Source organism: Blastococcus sp. SYSU DS0533 (assembly GCF_054050775.1).
Genome location: NZ_JBJGZZ010000016.1, coordinates 67,649 through 89,370, shown reverse-complemented (window position 1 = coordinate 89,370; position 21,722 = coordinate 67,649). Strand labels below are relative to the sequence as shown.

Sequence of the window (21,722 nt, the reverse complement as noted above, 5' to 3'; positions counted from 1 at the left end):
GGCATTACCGTGGGACACGAGAACCTCCGGGCGGATGTGGGCCTTAGACAAGCCACACCCCACTCGGAGGTTCTCCTGCGTTCAAGTCCGGCCGCCGTCACCAACGTCCTGGCCGGGTACACCTAGGTGGGCCCTCCCCCCGTCCGGCGTCCCGCCGGCCCGGGGCCCGACCGCCCCGGGTCCGCGGCGTACTCCTCCCGCACCAGGCGCAGCAGTTCCTCCAGCCCCGCCGGCGGGCTGTCGGTCCACCAGGCCATCCACACGGGCACGCGCGGCGCGTCGCGGACCACCCGGTACACGACACCGGGGCGCGGGTGCTGCCGGGCCGTCGCCCCGGCGGTGATGCCCATGGCCTGGCCCGCGGCGATGACGGTGAGCCACTCGTCGACACCGCGGACGGCACGCGTGACGGCCGGCGCCGCCGGCGGTGACCACAGCTCGCCGGTGGTCGTCCCGGTCAGGGTGTCGACGGCGACGGTGCGACCGGCGAAGTCGGGCAGCGCGAGGGTGCGCCGGCGGGCCAGCGGGTCGTCGGCGGCGACGGCGGCGTAGCGCCGCTCCGTCCCGAGCAGCGCGCTCCCCAGCCGGGGATCGGTCACGGGACGGCGGAGCACGCTCACGTCGGCCAGCCCCTCGGTGAGCCCCGCGGTCGGGGTGTTGGACTGGACGAACACGAGCGTCGATCCGGGGTGGGCACGCGACCAGCGGCGCTGCACCGCGGTGGTGTGCCGCCCCAGCGCGGCCCAGGCGTACCCGACCCGCACGTCAGGCCGGGTCTCCTCAGCGGCACGCTGGATCGCGGCCACCTCCTCGAGCACCCGCCGCGCGTGGGCGAGCACCCGGCTCCCGACCACCGTCAGCGACACCTCCCGGGTGGTGCGCCGCAGCACGCGCGCACCGATGCCCCGTTCCAGCGCTGCCACGGACCGGGACACCGATGCCTGCGAGGTGCCCAGCAGGTCGGCGGCACCGGTGAAGGTGCCGGCGTCCACGACAGCGACCAGCGCCCGCAGCTGCCGCACTTCCGCACTCATGCGCCGAGCGTATGGCCGGGTGCGTGTCCGGCATTTCCGCTGTGCGCCCGACGTGCCGATACTCCGCCAGGTGACCGCACCCTCCCGGGACTCCGTCCGGCCCGGCCGGCCCGCACGTGGGCACCCCCTCGCCGGCGGCGTGGCGACCATGCTCGGCAGCGCCCTGAGCAACCAGGTGGGCGCCGCGCTCGGCGCCCACGCCTTCGGCGCGATCGGGCCACCCGGCGTCGTCGCCGTGCGCCAGGTGGTGGCCGCGGCGGTGCTGCTCCCGGTCGCCCGACCACCGCTGCGGCGGATGACGTGGGCTCAGTGGTGGCCGGTCCTGCTGCTCGCAGCGGTGTTCGGCTGCATGAACCTGGCGCTGTACACGGCGATCGAGCGCATCGGGCTCGGGCTCGCGGTGACGCTGGAGTTCCTGGGGCCGCTCGCCGTCGCACTGGCCGGGTCGCGCTCCCGGTGGGATCTCCTGATCGGCTGCGGTGCGGCAGGCGGGGTCTACGTCCTGATCCTGCCCGGGCCCGCCAGCGACCACCTGGGCGTCGGGCTCGGGTTGGTCGCCGCGGCGTGCTGGGCGGCCTACATCCTCCTGAACCGCGTCGCCGGACTGCGCCTGCCCGGGCTGCAGGCCCCCGCGCTCGGAACCGGCCTGTGCGCCCTGGCCTTCCTCCCCGTGCTGGTGCCCATGGCGGTGGACGGCAGGCTCACCGGGGCGGCGCTCGGCTACGCCGTGGCGGCGGGCGTGCTCTCGTCGGTGGTCCCCTACGCGGCGGACCTGACCGCCCTGCGTGTCGTCCCGCCTCGCTTCTTCGGCGTCTTCATGAGCGTGCACCCGGTGCTGGCGGCGCTGGTCGGCATCGTCCTGCTGGGCCAGGGCTTGCGGGGCCACGAGTGGGCGGGGATCGCGCTCATCGTCGTGGCGAACGCGGCCGCCGTCGCGGTGGCCCGGCCGCGCTCGTCCGTGGCCGATGTCCCCTCCGGTCTGACCGAGGTCGCCGGGACGACCCCGTCGGTCACCTGACCCGCCCGGGGCCCACGAGGGCCGGTGACCCCGGTCGGGATCACCGGCCCTCCGAGCGGTCCGGCGCCGTCAGCCGGCGATGCGCCGGGCGCCGTTGTAGCTGCCCATCGAGTCCAGGCTCGCCACCTTCACCGGCTGGCCGGAGGTGGAGGCGTGCACCATCTGGCCGTTGCCGATGTACATGCCGACGTGGCTCACCGGGCTGTAGAAGAAGACCAGGTCGCCCGGCTGCAGCTCGCTGCGCGAGACGGGCGTGCCCATCTGGCTCTGCGACCGGCTGGAGTGCGGCAGCGTCACGCCGGCCGCGGCGTAGGCGTAGGAGGTCAGGCCCGAGCAGTCGAAGGCGTTGGGACCACCGGCGCCCCAGACGTAGGGATCGCCGATCTGGGCGAGCGCGGTGTTCACCGCGACCTGGGCGGCGGAACTCGGCGCGGTGACGGCGCTCGGGGCCGGCAGGGCGGCGCCGCCGTGCGCCTGCGCCACCTGCTCCTGCTGAGGAGCGGTGAGCGCCTCGTAGCGGCGCTGGTAGTCGGCGATCTTCACCTCCAGCTCCTCCTGCTGGGCGGCGATCTGCTCAACCGTGCGCTCCGCCTCGGCGGCGGCCTCCTCGGCGGCGTCGCGGGACCGCTCCGCGTCCGCGGCGGCCCGCGACACCTCGGTGAGCACCGCGTTCGTGTGGCCGGCGATGGCGTCGAGGATGCCGAGCTGGTCGACGAGGTGCTCCGCCGAGTCGCTGGTCAGCAGGACGTCGAGCTGCGACATGCCGCTGCCGGTGTAGGCGCTGCGGGCCAGCCGGCGGATGTGCCCGTCGAGGGAACCGATCCGGGCCTCCGCCGCGGCAGCAGCCTCGTCGGCGGCCTCGGCCTCGTCCTGGTGGCGGGCCAGGACGACCCGGGCCTCGTTCAGCTGCTCGGAGACGACCTCGAGCTCGTGGCTGGCCTCGGCCACCTGGGCGGCGACCGCGTCGGCCGTGCCGGGGACGGCAGACGCCGCGCCCGGGAGGATGGTGACGGTGACGGCGGTGACGGCGGTGACCAGGAAACCCGATCGCAGCGGGCCGAGGCGACGGGCGCGCGAGCTGCACCGGTCGGCGGGGTGGAGCTGTGCGGGGGCGTGGGTCAGCACTGCGTGAGGGGTCGCCACGAGCGGCGGCTCTCCGTTTCTTCCTCTGCGACCGCCGACCGAGTTAGCTGACGGGTTCGGGCTGGGAAGACTGGCCCTATCCCCCGCACCGGCGGACCGGCTGCGGGAGAACTCACCCCGGAACTGCGGTGGGTCCCCGGTACACCTCGGGCGCCAGTGGTGCGCGCCCGGCGGTGATTAGGCGGTGTCCGGTCGAGGCCATCCATCGACGGATGACAACCACCCGGCCGGACGGCGAGAACCCTAACGACCGCGATGTGACCGTGACAAATGGTGGCGGGAGAAACCCCTGCGACGAGGATCCCCAGGTCAGCGGCGCGCCTCCGGGCCGAGCCCCCTGACGCTGTGTAGCGGCCGCCGTCGGGACGGGCCGCCGGTCACCCCGTGCGCCGGCCCGGGGACCGCCCGCCGTCGTGACCGCCGGCACCGTCCGGGTGCCGCAGCGGGGGCACCAGACCGCCCTCGGCGAGAGCTCGCACGGCCCGCCGTTCCACGTCGTCGAACTCCACCACCACGCCCGGCGGCGGGACGACGACGTCCTCGGCGGCCGGACCGCTGCGAGCGCGCCCGGTCATGGGCACGACCACCGGGTCCACCCCCTGCCATCCCGGCGGGGCCCCGAGCAGCACGGTCACGACGCAGTCGGCGCAGCCGTTCCCGCGGGCGGTGCAGGTGTCGCAGTCGATGAGCATGGCTTCTTCTCTCCTCCGTGGGTCGCTGCGCACGCTAGGAGAGCTCACCGACATTTCCGCGCGCGGTGCCGGCGCGGCCCGGACGGCGTCAGCTGCCGGCGTACTCCCAGTGCCACGGCTCCTCGCGCCCGTTGCCCGGATCGGCCCACGTCGGGTGGAGGAAACCGAACCGGCCGGCGTTGGCGACCATCCACGCGTACTGCGGCGTGCCGAAGGACTGGATGCCGCCGCACAGGTCCACCGCGAGCCCCCAGCCGTGGTTGCTGGTGCCCGGGATCGCCGCCAGGGCCGGCTTCTCCCCGTACAGCTTCACCTGGCCGGCGTAGGTCCGGTAGGAGTCGGTGATGCAGAGCGGGCGCCCGAAGTCGGCGGCGTAGGCCGCCGCCATGGCCCGGTAGGCCGCGGCCGCGTCGCACCGCAGCGTGTGCCCGCCGACGCCCAGGGGGCACATCGCGCTGGGCGGGATCAGGCCGTTCGGGTAGCCGCCCCAGGCCCGGCCGCCGTCGTAGCTGGGCGGGTAGACGGTGTTCCCGCACTCGGTCCGCAGCGCGCCGGCGGTCGGCTCGGGCACGGCGACGGGCGGGCGCTGGCCCAGCACCGGGCGACCGACGCCGAGCACCTGGTCGCCGGGGAGCGTCCGCACCACCACGGCCCCGGCCCGGGCGTCGGCGGTGAGCATCGTCCTGGGGTCCAGCGCGATGCCCACGTGCCCGAGCCCGGACTCCGGCGAGCCGAGGAAGACCAGGTCGCCGGGGAGCACGTCCGCCGGGGCGACGGGCACGGTCCGCGCGAACAGCTCGCCCTGCGTCGCCGGCAGGGGGATCCCGGTCCGGCCGTACACCGCCTGCACGAGGGAACCGCAGTCCCAGGAGTCCGGCCCCGCCGTCCCGGGGGCGTAGGGCTGCCCCAGCGCCTCCATCGCGCCGCCGACCGCCGCCAGCGTCTCCGCGGGCAGGACGAGCAGCGAGGTGGGCCGACCGGGCAGCTGGGCCACCCCGCGCTGGGCCCCGCCCCCGCCCTCGCCCACCGGCACCAGGCGGTCAGGCAGGCCCCGCTCCGGGTCGCGCAGCGCCGACGCCGGCACCTCCGCCAGGCCCGCGGCCCGGAGCTGCTCGACGTAGGCCCGCCAGCTGGCCGCCGTCTGCTCGTTGACCGCGAGCTGCTCCTGCTGCAGCTGGGCCAGCTGCCCGTCGACGACGGCGAGCGCGTCGCCGAGCTCGGCGGTGACCGCCTCGGCCGCCGCCGCGAGCTCGGCCACCCGTGCGCGCACCTGGTCGGCCCGCGCGCGGGCCTGGTCGAGGGCGGCCTGGGCGCGCGCCTGCTCGTCGAGCGCGCCGCGCCGGTGGTCCTCCGCGACGCCGATCACCCGGCCGGCGTGCGCGTCGACCACGTCGAGGAACCCGAGGCCGGAGAGCACCTCCCCGGGGTCGCCGCCGCTGAGCAGCAGGGTCAGCGGGGTGAGGGCGCCGCCGTCCCGGTAGACGGCGGCGGCGTAGTCCGCCACCTCCCGCTGGTGCCCGGCCAGCACGCCCCGCGCCTCGTCGAGGACCGCCTGCGCCTCGTCCACGGCGCGCTGGGCCCTGGCCAGCGCCTCGCGGGCGGCGACGACCTCGGCCTGGCGGGCCCGCAGCTCGTCCTGCACCTCCGCGGCGCGCCGCTGCAGCCGGTCCAGGTCGCGGCTCTCCAGCACACCAGAGGTGCCGCCGGGCTGGTCGCTGGGTGCGGCTGCGGCCGGGCCGACCGGCAGCAGCACCGCCACGCACGCCGCGAGGGCGGCGACCGCCGCCCGCCGCCGGCACCGGCCGGGCGGGCGCGCCGGGGAGCGCGCGGGCATCGCCGACCACCTCCAGTGAACGGCCGGTCGCGCGGGCGGCGACGGGCGCTGGCAGTGCATGGTGTCCCGTCCGGGGGCGGAAAGCCAGGCTGTGCACCGCCGGGGTGGCCCCGCTCCCCACGGTCGGGCGGCGCCGGACCCCCTGCCCGGGGGTGCGGGCGGGCGGGTCGGGGCGTGCGGCGGCCCGGCGCGCGTCCCCCGGACTGTCAGCACCCCGACCTAGCGTCCGCCCCGTGGCACCTCCCCCCGCTCCACCGCGCTACCAGCAGGTCTCGATCGAGGACGTCGGCACGCCGCTGTCGCAGGTGACCTTCGTCGTCGTCGACCTGGAGACCACCGGCGGCTCGCCGAAGGACAGCGCGATCACCGAGATCGGCGCCGTGCGCGTCCGCGGCGGCCAGGTGCTCGGCGAGTTCCAGACGCTGGTGGACCCCGGCCACGAGATCCCGCCCTACATCAGCGTGCTCACCGGCATCACCTCGACGATGGTGGCCACGGCCCCCCGGATCGGCGCCGTCCTCCCGGCCTTCCTCGAGTTCGCCCGCGGGGCGGTCCTGGTCGCGCACAACGCGCCGTTCGACCTCGGCTTCCTCAGGGCGGCGTGCGCCGAGAACGGGATGGTCTGGCCCGCGGCGGCCTCCGTCGACACCGCCGTCCTCGCCCGGCGGCTGCTGAGCCGGGACGAGGTGCCCAACTGCAAGCTGGCCACCCTGGCGCCGTACTTCTCCGCCACCACCTCGCCCACGCACCGGGCCCTGGACGACGCACGGGCCACCGTCGACGTGCTGCACGGCCTCTTCGAGCGGCTGGGTCCGCTGGGCGTCACCACGCTGGAGGAGCTGTCCGGCCTCACCCGGCAGGTGGATCCGGAGCGCCGGAGGAAGCGGCACCTGGCCGACGGGGTGCCGCACGGCCCCGGCGTCTACCTCTTCCGCGGCCCGAAGGACGAGCCGCTCTACGTGGGCACCTCGGGGGACCTGCGCAGCCGGGTCCTCAGCTACTTCACCTCCGGTGAGCAGCGCAGCCGGATCACCGAGATGGTGGGTCTCGCGCAGCGGGTGGAGGCGATCCCGTGCGCCCACGCGCTCGAGGCGGCCGTCCGCGAGCTGCGCCTCATCGCCCGGCACAAGCCGCGCTACAACCGCCGGTCCCGATTTCCCGAGCGGGCGCTGTGGGTCCGGCTCACCGAGGAGCCCTTCCCCCGGCTGTCGGTGGTGCGCCGGGTCCGGCCCGACGCCGGCGTGTTCCTGGGGCCGTTCCCCGACCGCCGCGCCGCGGACGCGGCCGTGGCCGCCGTCCACGAGGTGCTGCCGCTGCGGCAGTGCACCGCCCGGCTCTCCCCGCGCACACCGGTCAGCGCCTGCGCGCTGGCAGAGATGGGGCGGTGCGGCGCCCCCTGCACCGGCGCACAGTCGGTACCGGAGTACGCCGGGGTGGCGGCGGTCTTCTCCGCGGCGGTCGGGCACGACCCCGGGCCGCTGCTCGGGCCGTTGCTGGACCGGGTGGAGCAGCTGGCGGCCGAGGAGCGCTACGAGGATGCCGCCGTGCTGCGCGACCGGGTGGCGGTGCTGGTCCGGGCCGTCCGGCGACGGCAGCGGCTGGCGTCGCTGGCGGCCGTCCCCGAGCTGGTGCTGGCCCGCCCCGACGGCCAGGGCGGCTGGGAGCTCTCCGTGGTCCGGTACGGGCGACTGACCGCCGCCGGGAACGCACCTCGTGGCACCACCGTCCGCAGCGTGCTCCGCGACCTGCTGGTGACGGCGGAGACCGTACCCGGCGCCGACGCGGAGCAGCCGACGTCGGTCGACGAGACCGAGCTCGTCCTGCGCTGGCTGGAGAAGCCCGGCACACGGCTGGTGCAGGTCACCGGCACCCTGGCCTGCGCGGCGCCCGGCACCGGCGCCTACAGCGGCTTCCTGGCGCGCGTGGAGGCCGGGCGCGACGCGCACGATCCCTTCGCCGACGGGCGGTCGCTCGGCACGCGCGCCCGTCCCGAGCGGATAGCATCCCCGGCGTGATCACCGCCATCGTGATGATCGACGCCGCCACCGACTCGATCGCCGAGGTCGCCCAGGCCGTCGCCGAGCTCGACGGGGTCAGCGAGGTCTACTCCGTCGCCGGGGAGGCCGATCTGGTCGCCATCGTCCGGGTCCGCGAGTTCGAGCAGGTCGCCGAGGTGATCGCCGGCCGGATCAACAAGGTCCCGGGCGTCGTCGACACCGACACCCACATCGCGTTCCGCGCGTACTCGCGGCACGACCTCGAGGCGGCTTTCTCCATCGGGTTCGACACCGACGTCTGAGGAACCGCCCGTCCGAAGGCCTAACCGCGTGCCGCGCGGCTGACCTCGACCCAGCGGTCGAGCAGCGCCGCCGCGCGGCCGTCGTCGACCGCCGCGGCAGCCCGCTCCAGCCCGGTCGCGAGGCCGTCGTGCAACCGCGCGGGCCGCTCGTCGAAGGCCACCAGCGCAGCCGCCGCGTTGAGCAGCACGGCGTCGCGGACCGGCCCGCGCTCCCCGTCCACGACCCGCCGGAAGACCTCGGCGTTGACCCCGGCGTCACCGCCGCGCAGCGCGTCCGGCGCCGGCGCCTCGATGCCGAGCGCGCTCGGGTCGACCCGGTCGGGTGCCACCTCGCCGTCGCGCACCACCCAGACCGACGAGGTGGTGGCGGTCGTCAGCTCGTCGAGCCCGTCGTCGCCGCGGAACACCAGCGCCCGCGTCCCCCGGGCGGCGAGCACATCGGCCAGGACCGGGGCCATGCGCGCGTTGGCGCAGCCGATCGCCGCCGCCACCGGGCGAGCCGGGTTCGTCAGCGGGCCGAGGAAGTTGAACACCGTGCCGATGCCCATCTCCCGGCGCGGGGCGGCCGCGTGCCGCATGCCGGGGTGGAAGACCGGGGCGAAGAAGAAACCGATACCCGCCTCGCGGACACAGGCGGCCACGGCGTCGGCCGGCAGGTCGATCACCACCCCGAGAGCCTCGAGGACGTCGGCGGCGCCCGACGACGACGACGCCGCCCGGTTGCCGTGCTTGGCCACGGGCGCGCCCGCGGCGGCGGTCACCACCGCGGCCATCGTGGAGATGTTGACCGTGTGGGCGCCGTCCCCACCGGTGCCGACGATGTCGACGCAGTCCATCGGCAGTCGCACCGGTGTCGCCTGGGCGAGCATCTCGGCGGCCAGCCCGGCCACCTCCTGCGCCGCCTCCCCCTTGGCCCGCAGCGCCACGGTGAAGCCGGCCACCTGGGCCGGCGTCGCCTCGCCGGTCATCACCTCCCGCATGGCCCAGCGGGTGTCGTCGGCGGTGAGGTCCTGCCCGGCCAGGAGGCGGTTGAGCAGCCCGGGCCACGTGGGTGCGGCCGTCGGCGTCCCCAGGGGCGTCACCGGTGCGCCGCGGGCCGGCCCGCGCGGACCCGGAGCAGGTCTGCCACCACCCCGGGGGCGACCAGCGGGTCGACCGGCAGGGCGAGCGTGGACTCCGCGCGCGACCAGTGCGCCAGCCAGCGATCGGGCTGCCGCGCCACGAGGAGGCAGACCGCCGGCCGGTCGGCGACCTCCATCTCCAGCTGGCGGGCCAGCGCCATCCCGCCGGTGGGCTGCGCCTCGCCGTCGAGGACGCACAGGTCGATGCCGCCGGCGTCGACCGCCGCCACCACCTCGTCGCCCGTCGAGCACTCCAGCCAGGTCAGCGGCCCGACGTCGGGGGCCGGCTGCCGCCCGACCGCCGCGCGCACCGCGTCGCGGACCTCGGGACGGTGGCTGTAGAGCAGCACGGTGGCCGGTGCAGCGGGCTTCTCGGCGGCACTCACGCCGCCGAGCCTAGTGCCCGGACCCATCTGCGCAGGCACGCCCCGTGCGTCGGTATCGAGGTGGTCACATCGGCGCCACGCCGTCACCACCCGCAGTCGTGACGGCGCCCTGCCGATGCCATGATGAGCCCCGTGACAACGGCCCCCGTCGCGAGCAGCGCCTTCGACACCTCGCGGGTGCACTCCCTGACCCGACCGAACATGGTCAGCGTCGGCACGATCATCTGGCTCGCCAGCGAGCTGATGTTCTTCGCCGGCCTGTTCGCCATGTACTTCACCGCCCGAGCCCGGGCCGGCGCCGAGAGCGGCTGGCCGCCGGAGCCGACCGAGCTGAACCTGCCCTACGCCACGGTCTTCACCGTGATCCTGGTGTTGTCCTCGGTGACCTGCCAGTTCGGCGTCTTCGCGGCGGAGAACGGCAACGTCTACGGGCTCCGGCGCTGGTTCACGATCACCTTCGTGATGGGCCTGATCTTCGTGCTGGCCCAGGCGAACGAGTACCGCGTGCTCGTCGTCGACCACGGCACCACGATCGCCTCGTCCACGTACGGCTCGGTCTTCTACATCACGACGGGCTTCCACGCCCTGCACGTCATCGGTGGCCTCATCGCCTTCGTCTACGTGCTCGTCCGGTCCACCATGGGCCGCTTCACGCCGGCGCAGGCGACCTCGGCCATCGTGGTCTCCTACTACTGGCACTTCGTCGACGTCGTGTGGGTCGGGCTCTTCGCCACGATCTACCTGATCCGCTAGGGAACCGGTGTCCACCACGAACCCGCAGTCCGACGCCCCGCTCGCCGACGCCGGCACGCCCGTCGCCCGTGCGCGCGCACGCCGCCGCTCCAAGCACCGCCGGCGTCTGGCCAACGTCGCAGGCCTCCTGGCCTCGCTCATCCTCACCGGCTCCCTGTACTCGGTGCTCGCCCCCGCACAGGCGGCCGACGAGGGCACGAGCGAGTCGGCGGCAGAGGCGGCCGGGCGCGAGCTGTACGAGCGCAGCTGCATCTCCTGCCACGGCGAGAACCTCGAGGGCGTACCCAACCGCGGCCCGTCGCTGATCGGCGTCGGCGAGGCCTCGGTCTACTTCCAGGTGCACACCGGCCGCATGCCCCTGGTCCGCCAGGAGGCCCAGGCGCCGGACAAGCCCGCGGTGTTCTCCGACGAGGAGATCGACCAGCTCATGACGTACGTCCAGGCCAACGGCGGCGGTCCGACGCTCCCGTCGGGCGACCTCCGCGCGGGCGACCTCGCTCTCGGCGGTGAGCTGTTCCGGCTCAACTGCGCGTCCTGCCACAACTTCGTCGGTGAGGGCGGCGCCCTCTCCTCGGGCAAGTACGCCCCGAGCCTGGACGACGCGACCGACCTGGAGATCTACACGGCGATGCTGAGCGGACCGGAGAACATGCCGGTCTTCGGCGACAACCAGCTGACCCCCGAGGAGAAGCGCTCCATCATCGCCTACGTCCAGACCATCAAGGGCATGGCGGACCCGGGCGGCGCGGGCGTCGGCCGCATCGGCCCGGTCGGCGAGGGCCTGGTCCTCTGGGTCGTCGGCATGAGCGCCCTCCTGTTCGGGATCTTCTGGATGGGCAGCAAGGCGTGAGCACGCCCGCGAGCCCATCGACCACCACGGCTGCCGCGCGATCGCTGACCACGACCGCCGGCGAGGAGGAAGCGTGAGCACCCGCGAGACCCGCCCCGGCTCGGCCGGCGGCGCGGACACCCCCGGCCCCCTGCACGGCGGTCCGGACGACGACTACACCCCCGAGCAGCTCGCGGCGATGCGCCGCGAGGAGCTCGACCTCCTCGGCGCCCGGTACGACGGCGTCGAGGTGCTCCACGTCGACCCGGGCCCGGAGCCCGGCTCGCCCATCGAGCGCCGCGCCGTGCGCCAGGTGGGCTGGACCTTCGCCCTCGCCGGCGTGTTCGCCTTCCTGTTCCTCATCGTCTACGTCGGCTCGGGCTGGTTCCTGCCGGAGTGGTCGTGGGCCGAGGAGGGCTCCACCTGGAGCGCCCTGTTCACCCCGATGCTGGGTCTGTTCATGGGGCTGTCCCTCGCCCTGGTCGGCGCCGGGCTGGTGCTCTACACGAAGAAGCTCCTCCCCCACGAGACCGCGGTGCAGGACAAGCACGACGGCTCGCACTTCGACCGGGTCACCACCGGGGCGACCCTGGTGGCCGGCTACCACAACAGCGGCCTGCCCCGGCGGAAGCTGATCACCCGCTCGCTCGGCTTCATGGGCGTCGGCGTGGGCATCATGCTGATCGCCCCGCTCGGCGGCCTCATCAAGAACCCGAACACCGGCAACCCGCTGGGCCGCACCTCCTGGGCCGAGGGCGTCCGCCTCGTGCGCGACGACGGCAGCCCGATCCGCCCCGGCGACCAGGAGCCCGGCTCCCTCGAGACGGTGTTCCCCGCCGTCCCCGGCGGGAACCGGCAGTCCGACGCCGCCACGATGCTCATCCGGCTCCGCCCCGAGCAGCTGCGGCAGGAGCAGCCGCGCGAGGGCCAGGCGGACTTCGGCTACGGCGACTACGTGGCCTACTCCAAGATCTGCACGCACGCCGGTTGCCCGGTGTCGCTGTACGAGCAGGAGACCAGCCGCATCCTGTGCCCCTGCCACCAGTCGCAGTTCGACGTCACCCAGGGCGCCAAGCCGATCTTCGGGCCGGCGACCCGCTCGCTGCCGCAGCTCCCCATCACGGTCGACGACGAGGGCTTTTTCGTCGCCCGCAGTGACTACATTGAGGCTGTTGGCCCGACCTACTGGAACCGGGAGCGCATCTGATGGCAGCTCGCACCGCCACGGCGCCGGGGGCCCCGACCACGAGACTCGGCAAGTCCGCGCTCGAGATCGACGACCGCCTCGTCGTCGCCGGCCCCGTCCGGCGGACCCTCAACAAGGTCTTCCCCGACCACTGGTCCTTCCTGCTCGGGGAGATCGCGCTCTACAGCTTCATCATCCTGCTGCTGTCGGGCACCTACCTGACGTTCTTCTTCCAGGCGTCGATGACCGAGGTCACCTACGACGGGTCCTACGACCCGCTCCGCGGCATCGACATGTCGATCGCCTACGCCTCGACGCTGGACATCTCCTTCGACGTCCGCGGCGGCCTCTTCATGCGCCAGCTGCACCACTGGGCGGCGCTGATGTTCGTGGCGGCGATCGTCGTGCACCTGCTGCGCATCTTCTTCACGGGTGCCTTCCGGCGTCCGCGCGAGACGAACTGGCTCATCGGTGTCGTCCTGCTGATCCTGTCGCTGCTCGAGGGCTTCGCCGGCTACTCCATGCCGGACGACCTGCTGAGCGGCACCGGGCTGCGGATCATGTCCGCGATCATCCTCGCGATCCCGGTCGTCGGTACCTGGCTGCACTGGGCGGTCTTCGGCGGGGACTTCGTCGGAGAGCTCATCGTCGGCCGTCTCTACATCGCCCACGTCCTGCTCATCCCGGCGATCATGCTGGCCCTGATCGCGGTCCACCTGCTGATCCTGGTCAAGCAGAAGCACACCCAGTTCCCCGGCCCGGGCCGCACCGAGCACAACGTGGTCGGCAACCGGCTCTTCCCCACGTTCGCGGGAAAGGCGACCGGTCTGCTGTTCGTCGTGTTCGGCGTCTGCGCCGCGCTCGGCGGGCTCGTGCAGATCAACCCCGTCTGGCTCTGGGGCCCGTACAACCCCGCTCAGGTCTCGGCGGCGTCGCAGCCCGACTGGTACATCATGTGGCTGGACGGGTCGTCCCGTCTGTTCCCCGCGTGGGACCTGAACCTGCCGGGCGACTACACGATCCCCGCGCTGTTCTGGCCGACCGCGGTGTTGCCGGGCATCATCTTCGCGCTGCTGCTCTTCTACCCGATGATCGAGCGGAAGCTGACCGGGGACACCGCGTCGCACCACCTGCTCCAGCGTCCCCGCGACGTCCCCGTGCGGACCTCGCTGGGCATGATGTCGATCGCGTTCTACGTCGTGCTGTTGATCTCGGGCGGTAACGACGTCGTCGCCGACAAGTTCGACATCAGCTTGAACGCGATGACCTGGGCCGGCCGCATCGGCATGGTGCTGCTCCCGCCGATCGCCTACATGATCACGTACCGCATCTGCCTCGGTCTGCAGCAGCACGACCGCGAGGTGCTCGAGCACGGCATCGAGACCGGTGTCATCCGCCGGCTGCCGCACGGCGAGTTCATCGAGGTGCACCAGCCGATCGGCCCGGTGGACGAGCACGGTCACGGCCAGCTCGCCTACGGCGGCGCTCCGGTGCCCAAGAAGATGAACCAGGTGGGGGCCGCACGGCGTGCCATCCGCGGATTCTTCTCCCCCGTGGAGGAGCCCACCGTGGTGGAGCTCGAGCAGCGCGGCGAGGGCCGCGGGCTCGCGGCCGGCGAGTCCGATCGGGAGCTGACGACATCGGGGCGTCCCGCCGAGGGCGGCCGTCCGTCCGACGGTGGTCGCCCGCAGGACCCGCGCGACTGATCGACGCCCGACCAGAAGGGCCCCGGTGGAGCTTCCACCGGGGCCCTTCTGCATGCGCAGGCGGCGGACGGACACCGCTCGCCTGTCCAGCCGACCGACCGGATCGGCACAGCGACACCGCTCCTCCGCTCGGCTCCCCTGCACGGTCCGCCGGCCGAAGGCGTAGGCCGGGAGCCAGGGCCGCGCGGCCGGTGCCGCACCAGTCCGTCCGCCCCTGCTCCACTCCGCTCGACGGGGGGCCGGACCATCCGGGGCGGTACCCACCAGGCTCCGGGTAGTCGCACCGCGGTCAGGGGCTCCTGTGCGGACGCCGGACCGCGTCCATCACCCGAGAGGCGCCCGGACCGTCACAGCGGCTCCCGGGCGTTGGTCCGGCGTCCGGCTCCCCGGCCGCCGGCCCCTGATGAACGGGCGGCCCTCCCCCGGTCTCACGGGCTGTCGCTCCGCCCCCGCTCCCGTCGGAGCCTGCTCGAGTCCCTGGGCACACCCCTCGAGGTACCGAGCACCAGCCCAGGTCTGCCGCGCTGGCGCCCCCCGTGCTGCGGCTGCCACCGCCGGCGGTGGCAGCGCGCGGGCCGGGCGGGCCGACCGCTCCCGTCTGGGCCGGCCTCGCCGGCGCGCCGGGGTCGCCCCCCTGACGGGCCGTCACCAGCGCGCCAGGGCCCGGCCGCTGCCCGATACGTGGCACATGACAGAGGCCCCCTCCGCCCGCGGGCGGAGGGGGCCTCTGGTGGCTCCGGGAGCGTGGTGCCGGGGCTCAGCCCTGCTGCGCGTTCTGCCCCACGTAGTACTCGAACAGCAACCCGCCGACGGCGATCAGGATGGCGACCGCCGCGAGGGCGATCAGCCAGAAGTACCAGAACGCGAGCCCGAGACCCATGAGACCGGCGCTCAGCGCGAGCGTGAACGGCCAGTAGCTCGCCGGGCTGAAGAACCCGAGCTCGCCGGCGCCGTCGGCGATCTCGGCGTCCTTGCGGTCCTCGGGACGGAGATCGATCCGGCGCGAGATGAACCAGAAGAAGCCGCCGATGAGGATCATCAGGCCGCCCGACAGCGCCAGCGCCGTGGTGCCGATGGGCTCCCGGGACCAGAAGCCGTAGACGAGCGCGCAGACGAAGCAGAACACCGCGATGAGATTGAAGATCAGTGCCTCGACCTTCACGGCCGCGCCTCCTCGTTCATGTGTCGGATCCGGTTACCGGGAGCGGAGACCTCAGTCACCGGTCTGCTGAAGGTCCTCGACCTTGTCCAGGACCAGGTCCAGCGGGGTCGTGGTGCTGGCCTCGCCCGGCTGCCCGATCTCCTCGAGCGCCTCGTACGTGCCCAGCCCGGACTCACGTGCCGCGAGGTAGTCGTCGTACTCGTCGCCCGAGACCGCGCGGACCTCGAAGTTCATGTAGGCGTGGTAGGTGCCGCAGAGCTCGGCGCAGCGGCCGACGTAGGCGCCCTCCTCGCGGACGGTCACCTCGAAGACGTTGTCCCGGCCGTTCTCGTTGCCCGGGATGACGTCGAGCTTGAAGAGGAACTCCGGCACCCAGAAGGAGTGGATGACGTCCGCGGAGGCCAGCTCGAACCGGACCGTGCGGTCGGTCGGGACGACGAGGATCGGGATCTCGGTGCTGGTGCCCACGGTGTTGACGGGCTCCCCGTCGGGGCCCGCCGTCTCGGGGTACACGAACTGCCAGTTCCACTTGAAGGCGTTGACGGCGATGACCTCGTCGGGGTCCTCGCTGAGCTGGCGCACCTGGTTCTGCGTGTTGACCGTGAAGAAGAACAGGCCGGCGATGATGATGAACGGCAGGATCGTGTAGACGATCTCCAGCGGGAGGTTGTAGGCCGTCTGCCGCGGCAGCTCGTCACCCTTCTTGCGGTGGCGGATCACCGACCAGGCGATGAGCGCCCAGACCCCCGCACCCACGATCAACGCCGCGTAGGTGGAGCCGACCCACAGCTCGCGCATCGCCTCGGCTTCGTCGGTGATGCCCTCGGGCCATCCCCACCGGACGAAGTTCCGGTCCCACCATTCGGCCTCGCCGAGCTCGCATCCGGTGAGGGTCAGCGCCCCCAGGAGACCGAGCGCGGCCAGCCGCGCGAGCCTGCTGCCTCGAGCCACTGCTCGCTGCCTCCTCGTCCTCCGCCCGGTCTCCGGGCGGTCATTGCAACGGATTCCCACCGGCTTCCGGCAGAGTGCATCCACGCGCCGAACTCAGTGTGGGCCGAGACTAGCCGACCCGCCTCAGGGGCCGACCACCGGAGACGTCCCGGCGGGTCGAGGCGCCGGGAGTGGCCAACCGGCGGCGGGCCGGGGTGGTCGACGATCTGCGCGGCGCTCCCCCGACGGCCGCGGCACACCCGCGTGGCGGCCGCCCGCACGGGCGGGGCGGTTAGAGTCGGTGCCGTGTTCTCCCGGCTGCTGACCGCGAAGTGGGTGCTGCTGCACCTGCTCGTGGCGGCCCTGTTCGTCGCCACCTTCTTCCTCGGCCACTGGCAGCTGTCCAAGGCCGAGGCCGGCGGCGGCGCGGTGAACTGGAGCTACGCCCTGCAGTGGCCGCTCTACGGCTTCATGGGGCTGTGGTTCTACGTCCGGATGGTGCGGGACGAGCTGCGCCGGGCCCCCGACGAGGACCAGCCGGGCAGCGCGGTCGTGCCGTACCAGCGACCGCGCATCGACACGACGGGCGACCCCGAGCTCGCCGCCTACAACGCCTACCTCGCCGAGCTCAACGAGCGAGCGCTCGGCCAGAGGAGCAGCAGCAATGGCCGCTGAGCAGCCCACCCAGACCCTGGGCCGGGATGTCCCGACGGCCCTGACGCGCTACCGCGTGATGGCCACCATCGTCGGCGTGCTCCTCATCGGGCTGATCTTCTTCGCGGTGCCCCTGAAGCACCTGGGCGGTGTCGAGGGCCCGGTCGCAGTGCTCGGGACCGCCCACGGCTGGCTCTACGGCCTGTTCTTCCTCGCCACCGTGGACCTCGCCCTGCGGGCCAAGTGGTCCGTCAAGGGGTTCCTGGTCACCGTGCTCGCCGGCACGGTGCCGGTGCTGTCCTTCTTCGCCGAGCGCCGCGCCACGGCGAAGACCCGCGCCGGCGAGCGCGTCTGACCTCCCTGGCCACCCCCGACCCCCGGAGTCCCCCGCCCCATGTGTGGCCTGCTCGCCTACTTCTCGACCGACGCCCCGCGCGTGACCGACGACGTCGTCTCCGACGTCCGTGGTGCGCTGCACTGCCTCCGGCACCGCGGCCCCGACGAGAACGAGGTCTGGCACGACGACCGCGTCGTCTACGGCTTCAACCGCCTGGCGTTCATCGACATCGAGCACAGCCACCAGCCGATGCCGTACGCCGACGGGCGGTACCGCATCGTCTTCAACGGCGAGATCTACAACTACCTCGAGCTGCGCGAGGAGCTCGCGGCCGCGGGGGCGGCGTTCGCCACGGAGGGTGACACGGAGGCGATCGTCGCCGGCTACCACCTGTGGGGCGAGAAGGTCGTCGACCGCCTGCGCGGCATGTTCGCCTTCGTCATCTGGGACAGCGGGACCCGGACCGTGTTCGGCGCCCGCGACCCCTTCGGCATCAAGCCGCTGTTCACCACGCGCCTGGCCGACGGTGCGATCGCCTTCTCGTCCGAGAAGAAGGCGCTGCTCGAGATGCTCGGCGGGAGCACGGCGGCAGGCGGCGTGGACCCCGCCTCGCTCCAGCACTACCTGACGCTGCAGTACGTCCCGGAGCCGGCCACGCTCCACCGGGGGATCCGGCGCATCGAGAGCGGCACCCGCTTCCGGGTGGTCGACGGCGAGCTGTCCACCGAGCGCTACTTCCACCCGACCTTCCCGGTGCGGCCGGTCGCGAAGGACGAGCAGCAGGCGCTGTACGACCGGATCGTCGAGGTGCTCGACGACTCCGTGCGGGTGCACATGCGGGCCGACGTCACCGTCGGCTCGTTCCTCTCCGGCGGGATCGACTCCACCGCCATCGCCGCGCTGGCCAAGCGCTACAACCCCGACCTCATGACCTTCACGGTCGGGTTCGAGCGGCAGGGCTTCTCCGAGATCGACGTCGCCGCGGAGTCGGCGGTGGCCATCGGGGTCGAGCACATCACCAAGGTGGTCACCCCCGAGGAGTTCGCCGAGTCGATCCCGCTCGTCGTCTGGTACCTCGACGACCCGGTCGCCGACCCGGCGCTCGTGCCGCTGTACTTCGTGGCGCGCGAAGCGCGCAAGCACGTCAAGGTGGTGCTCTCCGGCGAGGGCGCGGACGAGCTGTTCGGCGGCTACAACATCTACCGGGAGCCGCTGTCCCTGGCCGCCTTCGACAGGCTCCCCCGCGGCATCCGGCGTGCCCTCGGCACACTCTCCACGAGGCTGCCCGACGGCATGCGCGGCAAGGACCTGCTGCGTCGCGGCTCCATCCCGCTGGAGCAGCGCTACTACGGCAACGCCCGCATCTTCCGGGACGAGGAGCTGACCTTCCTCGAGAAGCGGGACCCGGACCTGTCGCACGTCGCCGTCACCCGCGAGCTCTACGAGCGCACGCGCGCGGCCGGCTACGACGACGTGACGGCGATGCAGTACGTGGACCTGTTCACGTGGCTGCGGGGCGACATCCTGGTCAAGGCCGACAAGATGACCATGGCCAACTCGCTCGAACTGCGGGTCCCCTTCCTCGACCCCGAGGTCTTCCGCGTGGCCTCGACCATCCCGGTCGACCAGCGGGTGACCAAGGAGACGACGAAGTTCGCCCTCCGGCGCGCCCTCGAGCAGATCGTGCCGCCGCACGTGCTGAACCGCCGCAAGCTCGGCTTCCCCGTGCCCACCCGGCACTGGCTGGCCGAGGACCTCCACGAGTGGGCGCGGCAGATGATCGAGGAGAGCGGGACCGAGGAGTGGCTGGACAAGCAGCAGGTCCTCGCCATGCTCACCGCGCACCGGCAGAACCAGCGGGCCGGCTCAGCCGTGGACCACTCCCGCAAGTTGTGGACGCTGCTGGTCTTCATGGTGTGGCACGGGATCTTCGTCGAGCAGCGGATCGAGCCCGAGATCCCGGAGACGGTCTACCCCGTCCGGCTCTGACATCGCGACCCTCCGAACCGCACCGCGGCCCAGGTGCCGCCCCCCTGGCCTCCTGAGCCGTGTCGTCACTCGGAACCCTGCGGGCCCCACTCGTCGCGAGCTCGCAGGACTGCGAAGACGACGAGGCCCGGTCCCCCGCGGGGGAACCGGGCCTCGGTCGTTCGTGCGGGGCTCAGTTGAAGGAGTCACCGCACGCGCAGGAGCCCTGCGCGTTGGGGTTGTCGATCGTGAAGCCCTGCTTCTCGATGCTGTCGACGAAGTCGATGACCGCGCCGCCGAGGTAGGGGCCGCTCATCCGGTCGACGATGACCTCGACGCCACCGAAGTCGTAGGTCTGGTCGCCATCGAGGAATCGCTCGTCGAAGAACAGCTGGTACCGCAGGCCGGAACAACCACCGGGCTGGACGGCGATGCGCAGCCGCAGGTCGTCGCGACCCTCCTGGTCCAGCAGAGCCTTGACCTTGGCGGCCGCGGGGTCGCTGAGCACGACGCCGGTAGCCGCGGTGTCCTGCACCGTCATATTCCTGTCCTCTCCCTCCGAGGTGTCCGCGCACACGCGCTCCGTGACGGACGAACGCCGCCGGAACGGCTCCTCTTCCCGTGCGTCCACTGTACGGCTCCTCGCGCGAGGTCCGGGGCCTCGTTGCTCACACACGTAGACTTCCCGGTCGTGAAGCTCCGCCTGCCCGGCCGCCGTGACACCGCCGAGACGACCGCCGCCTCCCCAGGGGACGACGAGCTGGCCGCGCAGCTGGTCAAGAGCGGCGGAAAGGGCAGGCCGACGCCGCGGCGGAGCGAGGCGCAGGGCCGGCGCGTGGGTCCTCCCCCGCCGCCGCCCACCACGCGCAAGGAGGCCTACAAGCGCATGCGCGAGCAGCAGGCGCTGCGCCGCGCGGAGGCGCGCCAGGGCATCGCCCGCGGTGACGCCGACCACCTGCCCGCCCGCGACCGCGGGCCGGAGCGCAAGCTGGTGCGCGACCTCGTCGACAGCCGCCGCAACGTCGGCAGCTTCTTCCTCGCCATCGCCGGTGTCGCCCTGGTCGGGACGTTCGTGCCGAGCATGGCCGTGAAGAGCTACACCAGCTTCGTGCTCCTCGGCTTCTTCCTGCTGCTGATCATGGACTCGGTGGTGCTGGGCCGGAAGATCAAGAGCACCGTCCGCGCCCGGTTCCCCGACGGCAACCACAAGATGAAGGGCCTCGTCTGGTACGGCATCAGCCGATCCACCATGATCCGCCGCTGGCGGTTCCCGAAGCCCGAGGTACCGCTGGGCGCGGACGTCTGACCCGGGCCGTCAGCGGCCCGCGGGCGCGGCCCGTGCTGGCGACCCTGGTCCGCGGCCGGGGCCGGACGGCGCGGTCGAGCGACGTGCCGACGGTGCTCTGCGACGTCACCGGACCCGATGGCGCCCGGCTCCGCTACCCCACCGACACCGGGCCGCTGCCCGCGTGCACCGTCGGGGCGGTCACCGGGGACACCGACGTCGTCGCCGTCCACCTGGGCACCACGACCCGCGGCCGCGGTGCTGGGCGAGCGTCCGGCCGGGCTGGGTGCACGGCTGCTCGCCGACGGCGCGACCATCGGGACCCGATCCGGCCGGGCGGCCCACCGCCCGGGCGCCTAACGTCGTCATCCGTGGAATTCAGACGCCTCGGGCGCTCCGGCCTGACCATCTCCGAGATCGCGTACGGCAACTGGCTGACCCACGGCGGCCAGGTCGAGGAGGACGCCGCGCACGCCTGCGTCCGCGCCGCCCTCGACGCCGGTATCACTACGTTCGACACCGCCGACGTCTACGCCGGCACCCGCGCCGAGACGGTGCTCGGGGCCGCGCTCGCAGGCCAGCGCCGCGAGTCCATCGAGCTGTTCACGAAGGTCTACTGGCCCACGGGACCGGGTCGGAACGACCGGGGGCTGGGCCGCAAGCACGTCATCGAGAGCTGCCACGCCTCGTTGCGCCGGCTGCAGACCGACTACGTGGACCTGTACCAGGCCCACCGCTACGACCCGACCGTGCCGCTCGAGGAGACGATGACCGCCTTCGCCGACCTGGTGCGGTCGGGCAAGGCGCTCTACATCGGCGTCTCGGAGTGGAACGCCGAGCAGATCGCCGCGGGTGCCGCGCTCGCGCGCGAGCTCGGCATCCACCTGATCAGCAACCAGCCGCAGTACTCGATGCTGTGGCGGGTGATCGAGGCCGAGGTCGTGCCGACGTCGGAGAAGGAGGGGCTGTCCCAGATCGTCTGGTCGCCGCTGGCCCAGGGGATCCTCACCGGCAAGTACCGACCGGGCGAGCAGCCGCCGGCCGGCAGCCGCGCCGGTCATGCGGAGGCCGGACAGTCGATGCAGCGGTTCATGCGCGACGACCTGCTGGCCCGCGTGCAGGACCTCCGCCCGATCGCCGAGGACCTCGGCCTCTCCATGGCCCAGCTGGCGCTCGCCTGGGTGCTGCAGAACGGGAACGTGGCGGCGGCGATCATCGGCGCCACCCGCCCCGAGCAGGTCGACGACAACGTGAAGGCCGCCGGCGTCACCCTCGACGCGGACGTCCTGGCGCGGATCGACGAGGTCCTCGGCGAGGTGGTCGAGCGCGACCCCGCGAAGACCGCCCGCGGCTGAGGATCCTGCCACCTGACCCTCGACCTCCAG

At 73.3% G+C, this 21,722-nt stretch carries 21 protein-coding genes and 1 riboswitch; of the genes, 12 read left to right on the top strand and 9 right to left on the bottom strand.

Going from position 1 to position 21,722, the window contains the following annotated elements:
* Positions 1-122: 122 nt before the first annotated feature.
* Entirely contained in the window at positions 123-1,034 is a 912-nt protein-coding gene (locus ACI79W_RS16920) for a LysR family transcriptional regulator (protein ID WP_456563252.1), read from the bottom strand.
* A 70-nt stretch (positions 1,035-1,104) separates the two neighbouring features.
* On the opposite strand from ACI79W_RS16920, the gene ACI79W_RS16915 reads away from it, so the two are divergent.
* On the top strand, positions 1,105-2,052 hold the full coding sequence (locus ACI79W_RS16915; protein WP_456563251.1) for an EamA family transporter: 948 nt from the start codon (positions 1,105-1,107) through the stop codon (positions 2,050-2,052).
* Between the two features lie 69 nt (positions 2,053-2,121).
* Here the strand turns inward: ACI79W_RS16915 and ACI79W_RS16910 are convergent, their stop codons facing one another.
* From ACI79W_RS16910 to ACI79W_RS16900, 3 genes are all read right to left on the bottom strand, one after another.
* The gene (locus tag ACI79W_RS16910) at positions 2,122-3,195 is read right to left on the bottom strand and encodes an NlpC/P60 family protein (RefSeq protein ID WP_456563250.1); all 1,074 of its coding nucleotides are present in this window, start codon (positions 3,193-3,195) and stop codon (positions 2,122-2,124) included.
* Between the two features lie 16 nt (positions 3,196-3,211).
* A riboswitch (cyclic di-AMP (ydaO/yuaA leader) is annotated at positions 3,212-3,358 on the bottom strand.
* A 214-nt stretch (positions 3,359-3,572) separates the two neighbouring features.
* Positions 3,573-3,887, bottom strand: a complete 315-nt coding sequence (locus ACI79W_RS16905; protein ID WP_456563249.1) for a hypothetical protein — start codon at positions 3,885-3,887, stop codon at positions 3,573-3,575.
* 88 nt (positions 3,888-3,975) lie between these two features.
* Positions 3,976-5,721 (bottom strand): D-alanyl-D-alanine carboxypeptidase family protein, encoded by a 1,746-nt coding sequence (locus tag ACI79W_RS16900; protein WP_456563248.1) that lies wholly within the window; start codon positions 5,719-5,721, stop codon positions 3,976-3,978.
* A 233-nt stretch (positions 5,722-5,954) separates the two neighbouring features.
* On the opposite strand from ACI79W_RS16900, the gene ACI79W_RS16895 reads away from it, so the two are divergent.
* Positions 5,955-7,736 carry a DEDD exonuclease domain-containing protein gene (locus tag ACI79W_RS16895; protein WP_456563247.1) on the top strand — a complete coding sequence of 594 codons (1,782 nt, stop codon included), beginning with the start codon at positions 5,955-5,957 and terminating at the stop codon, positions 7,734-7,736.
* The gene (locus ACI79W_RS16890) at positions 7,733-8,020 is read left to right on the top strand and encodes an Lrp/AsnC family transcriptional regulator (RefSeq protein WP_456563246.1); all 288 of its coding nucleotides are present in this window, start codon (positions 7,733-7,735) and stop codon (positions 8,018-8,020) included. Before ACI79W_RS16895 ends, ACI79W_RS16890 begins: the two co-directional genes overlap by 4 nt.
* Before the next feature lie 20 nt (positions 8,021-8,040).
* On the opposite strand, the gene trpD is transcribed toward ACI79W_RS16890, so the two are convergent.
* Positions 8,041-9,102 carry an anthranilate phosphoribosyltransferase gene (gene trpD / locus ACI79W_RS16885; RefSeq protein ID WP_456563245.1) on the bottom strand — a complete coding sequence of 354 codons (1,062 nt, stop codon included), beginning with the start codon at positions 9,100-9,102 and terminating at the stop codon, positions 8,041-8,043.
* Positions 9,099-9,527, bottom strand: coding sequence for a hypothetical protein (locus tag ACI79W_RS16880; RefSeq protein ID WP_456563244.1), 429 nt, complete (start codon positions 9,525-9,527; stop codon positions 9,099-9,101). Before ACI79W_RS16880 ends, trpD begins: the two co-directional genes overlap by 4 nt.
* 132 nt (positions 9,528-9,659) lie before the next feature.
* Between ACI79W_RS16880 and ctaE the strand changes: the two genes are divergently transcribed.
* The 4 genes from ctaE to qcrB all read left to right on the top strand — a co-directional run bounded on the left by ctaE (position 9,660) and on the right by qcrB (position 14,001).
* Positions 9,660-10,280: an aa3-type cytochrome oxidase subunit III gene (gene ctaE, locus ACI79W_RS16875; RefSeq protein ID WP_456563243.1), complete on the top strand. Its 621-nt coding sequence runs from the start codon at positions 9,660-9,662 to the stop codon at positions 10,278-10,280.
* 7 nt (positions 10,281-10,287) lie between these two features.
* Complete coding sequence (gene qcrC / locus ACI79W_RS16870) at positions 10,288-11,130, top strand: cytochrome bc1 complex diheme cytochrome c subunit (protein WP_456563242.1); 843 nt, start codon at positions 10,288-10,290, stop codon at positions 11,128-11,130.
* A gap of 73 nt (positions 11,131-11,203) precedes the next feature.
* Positions 11,204-12,316, top strand: a complete 1,113-nt coding sequence (qcrA, locus tag ACI79W_RS16865) for a cytochrome bc1 complex Rieske iron-sulfur subunit (RefSeq protein ID WP_456563241.1) — start codon at positions 11,204-11,206, stop codon at positions 12,314-12,316.
* On the top strand, positions 12,316-14,001 hold the full coding sequence (qcrB, locus tag ACI79W_RS16860; RefSeq protein WP_456563240.1) for a cytochrome bc1 complex cytochrome b subunit: 1,686 nt from the start codon (positions 12,316-12,318) through the stop codon (positions 13,999-14,001). The genes qcrA and qcrB overlap by 1 nt, the downstream gene beginning before the upstream one ends.
* 757 nt (positions 14,002-14,758) lie before the next feature.
* Here the strand turns inward: qcrB and ACI79W_RS16855 are convergent.
* Positions 14,759-15,163, bottom strand: coding sequence for a cytochrome c oxidase subunit 4 (locus ACI79W_RS16855; protein WP_456563239.1), 405 nt, complete (start codon positions 15,161-15,163; stop codon positions 14,759-14,761).
* 51 nt (positions 15,164-15,214) lie between these two features.
* Positions 15,215-16,114, bottom strand: coding sequence for an aa3-type cytochrome oxidase subunit II (gene ctaC, locus ACI79W_RS16850; protein ID WP_456563238.1), 900 nt, complete (start codon positions 16,112-16,114; stop codon positions 15,215-15,217).
* Positions 16,115-16,399: 285 nt separating this feature from the next.
* Between ctaC and ACI79W_RS16845 the strand changes: the two genes are divergently transcribed.
* Genes ACI79W_RS16845 through asnB form a run of 3 tightly spaced genes read left to right on the top strand, consistent with a single transcriptional unit; the run spans position 16,400 to position 19,073 of the window.
* Positions 16,400-16,768: a metalloprotease gene (locus tag ACI79W_RS16845; protein ID WP_456563237.1), complete on the top strand. Its 369-nt coding sequence runs from the start codon at positions 16,400-16,402 to the stop codon at positions 16,766-16,768.
* Entirely contained in the window at positions 16,758-17,102 is a 345-nt protein-coding gene (locus ACI79W_RS16840) for a DUF3817 domain-containing protein (RefSeq protein WP_456563236.1), read from the top strand. The genes ACI79W_RS16845 and ACI79W_RS16840 overlap by 11 nt, the downstream gene beginning before the upstream one ends.
* 39 nt (positions 17,103-17,141) lie before the next feature.
* A complete protein-coding gene (asnB, locus tag ACI79W_RS16835; RefSeq protein ID WP_456563235.1) occupies positions 17,142-19,073 on the top strand; it encodes an asparagine synthase (glutamine-hydrolyzing) in 1,932 nt (643 codons plus the stop codon).
* A 172-nt stretch (positions 19,074-19,245) separates the two neighbouring features.
* Here asnB and ACI79W_RS16830 read toward each other — a convergent pair whose 3' ends face one another.
* Entirely contained in the window at positions 19,246-19,593 is a 348-nt protein-coding gene (locus tag ACI79W_RS16830) for a HesB/IscA family protein (RefSeq protein ID WP_091931329.1), read from the bottom strand.
* A 150-nt stretch (positions 19,594-19,743) separates the two neighbouring features.
* Here ACI79W_RS16830 and ACI79W_RS16825 point away from each other — a divergent pair, with 150 nt between their 5' ends.
* Complete coding sequence (locus ACI79W_RS16825) at positions 19,744-20,358, top strand: DUF3043 domain-containing protein (protein ID WP_456563234.1); 615 nt, start codon at positions 19,744-19,746, stop codon at positions 20,356-20,358.
* Between the two features lie 350 nt (positions 20,359-20,708).
* On the top strand, positions 20,709-21,692 hold the full coding sequence (locus ACI79W_RS16820; protein WP_456563233.1) for an aldo/keto reductase family protein: 984 nt from the start codon (positions 20,709-20,711) through the stop codon (positions 21,690-21,692).
* Positions 21,693-21,722: the final 30 nt, after the last annotated feature.

Excerpts from the sequence above, each read along its gene's own strand:
- asnB (WP_456563235.1), top strand. The coding sequence starts at position 17,142 with ATGTGTGGCCTGCTCGCCTACTTCTCGACCGACGCCCCGCGCGTGACC.
- ACI79W_RS16830 (WP_091931329.1), bottom strand. The coding sequence starts at position 19,593 with ATGACGGTGCAGGACACCGCGGCTACCGGCGTCGTGCTCAGCGACCCC.
- ACI79W_RS16900 (WP_456563248.1), bottom strand. The coding sequence starts at position 5,721 with ATGCCCGCGCGCTCCCCGGCGCGCCCGCCCGGCCGGTGCCGGCGGCGG.
- ACI79W_RS16905 (WP_456563249.1), bottom strand. The coding sequence starts at position 3,887 with ATGCTCATCGACTGCGACACCTGCACCGCCCGCGGGAACGGCTGCGCC.
- ACI79W_RS16840 (WP_456563236.1), top strand. The coding sequence starts at position 16,758 with ATGGCCGCTGAGCAGCCCACCCAGACCCTGGGCCGGGATGTCCCGACG.
- ACI79W_RS16920 (WP_456563252.1), bottom strand. The coding sequence starts at position 1,034 with ATGAGTGCGGAAGTGCGGCAGCTGCGGGCGCTGGTCGCTGTCGTGGAC.
- qcrB (WP_456563240.1), top strand. The coding sequence starts at position 12,316 with ATGGCAGCTCGCACCGCCACGGCGCCGGGGGCCCCGACCACGAGACTC.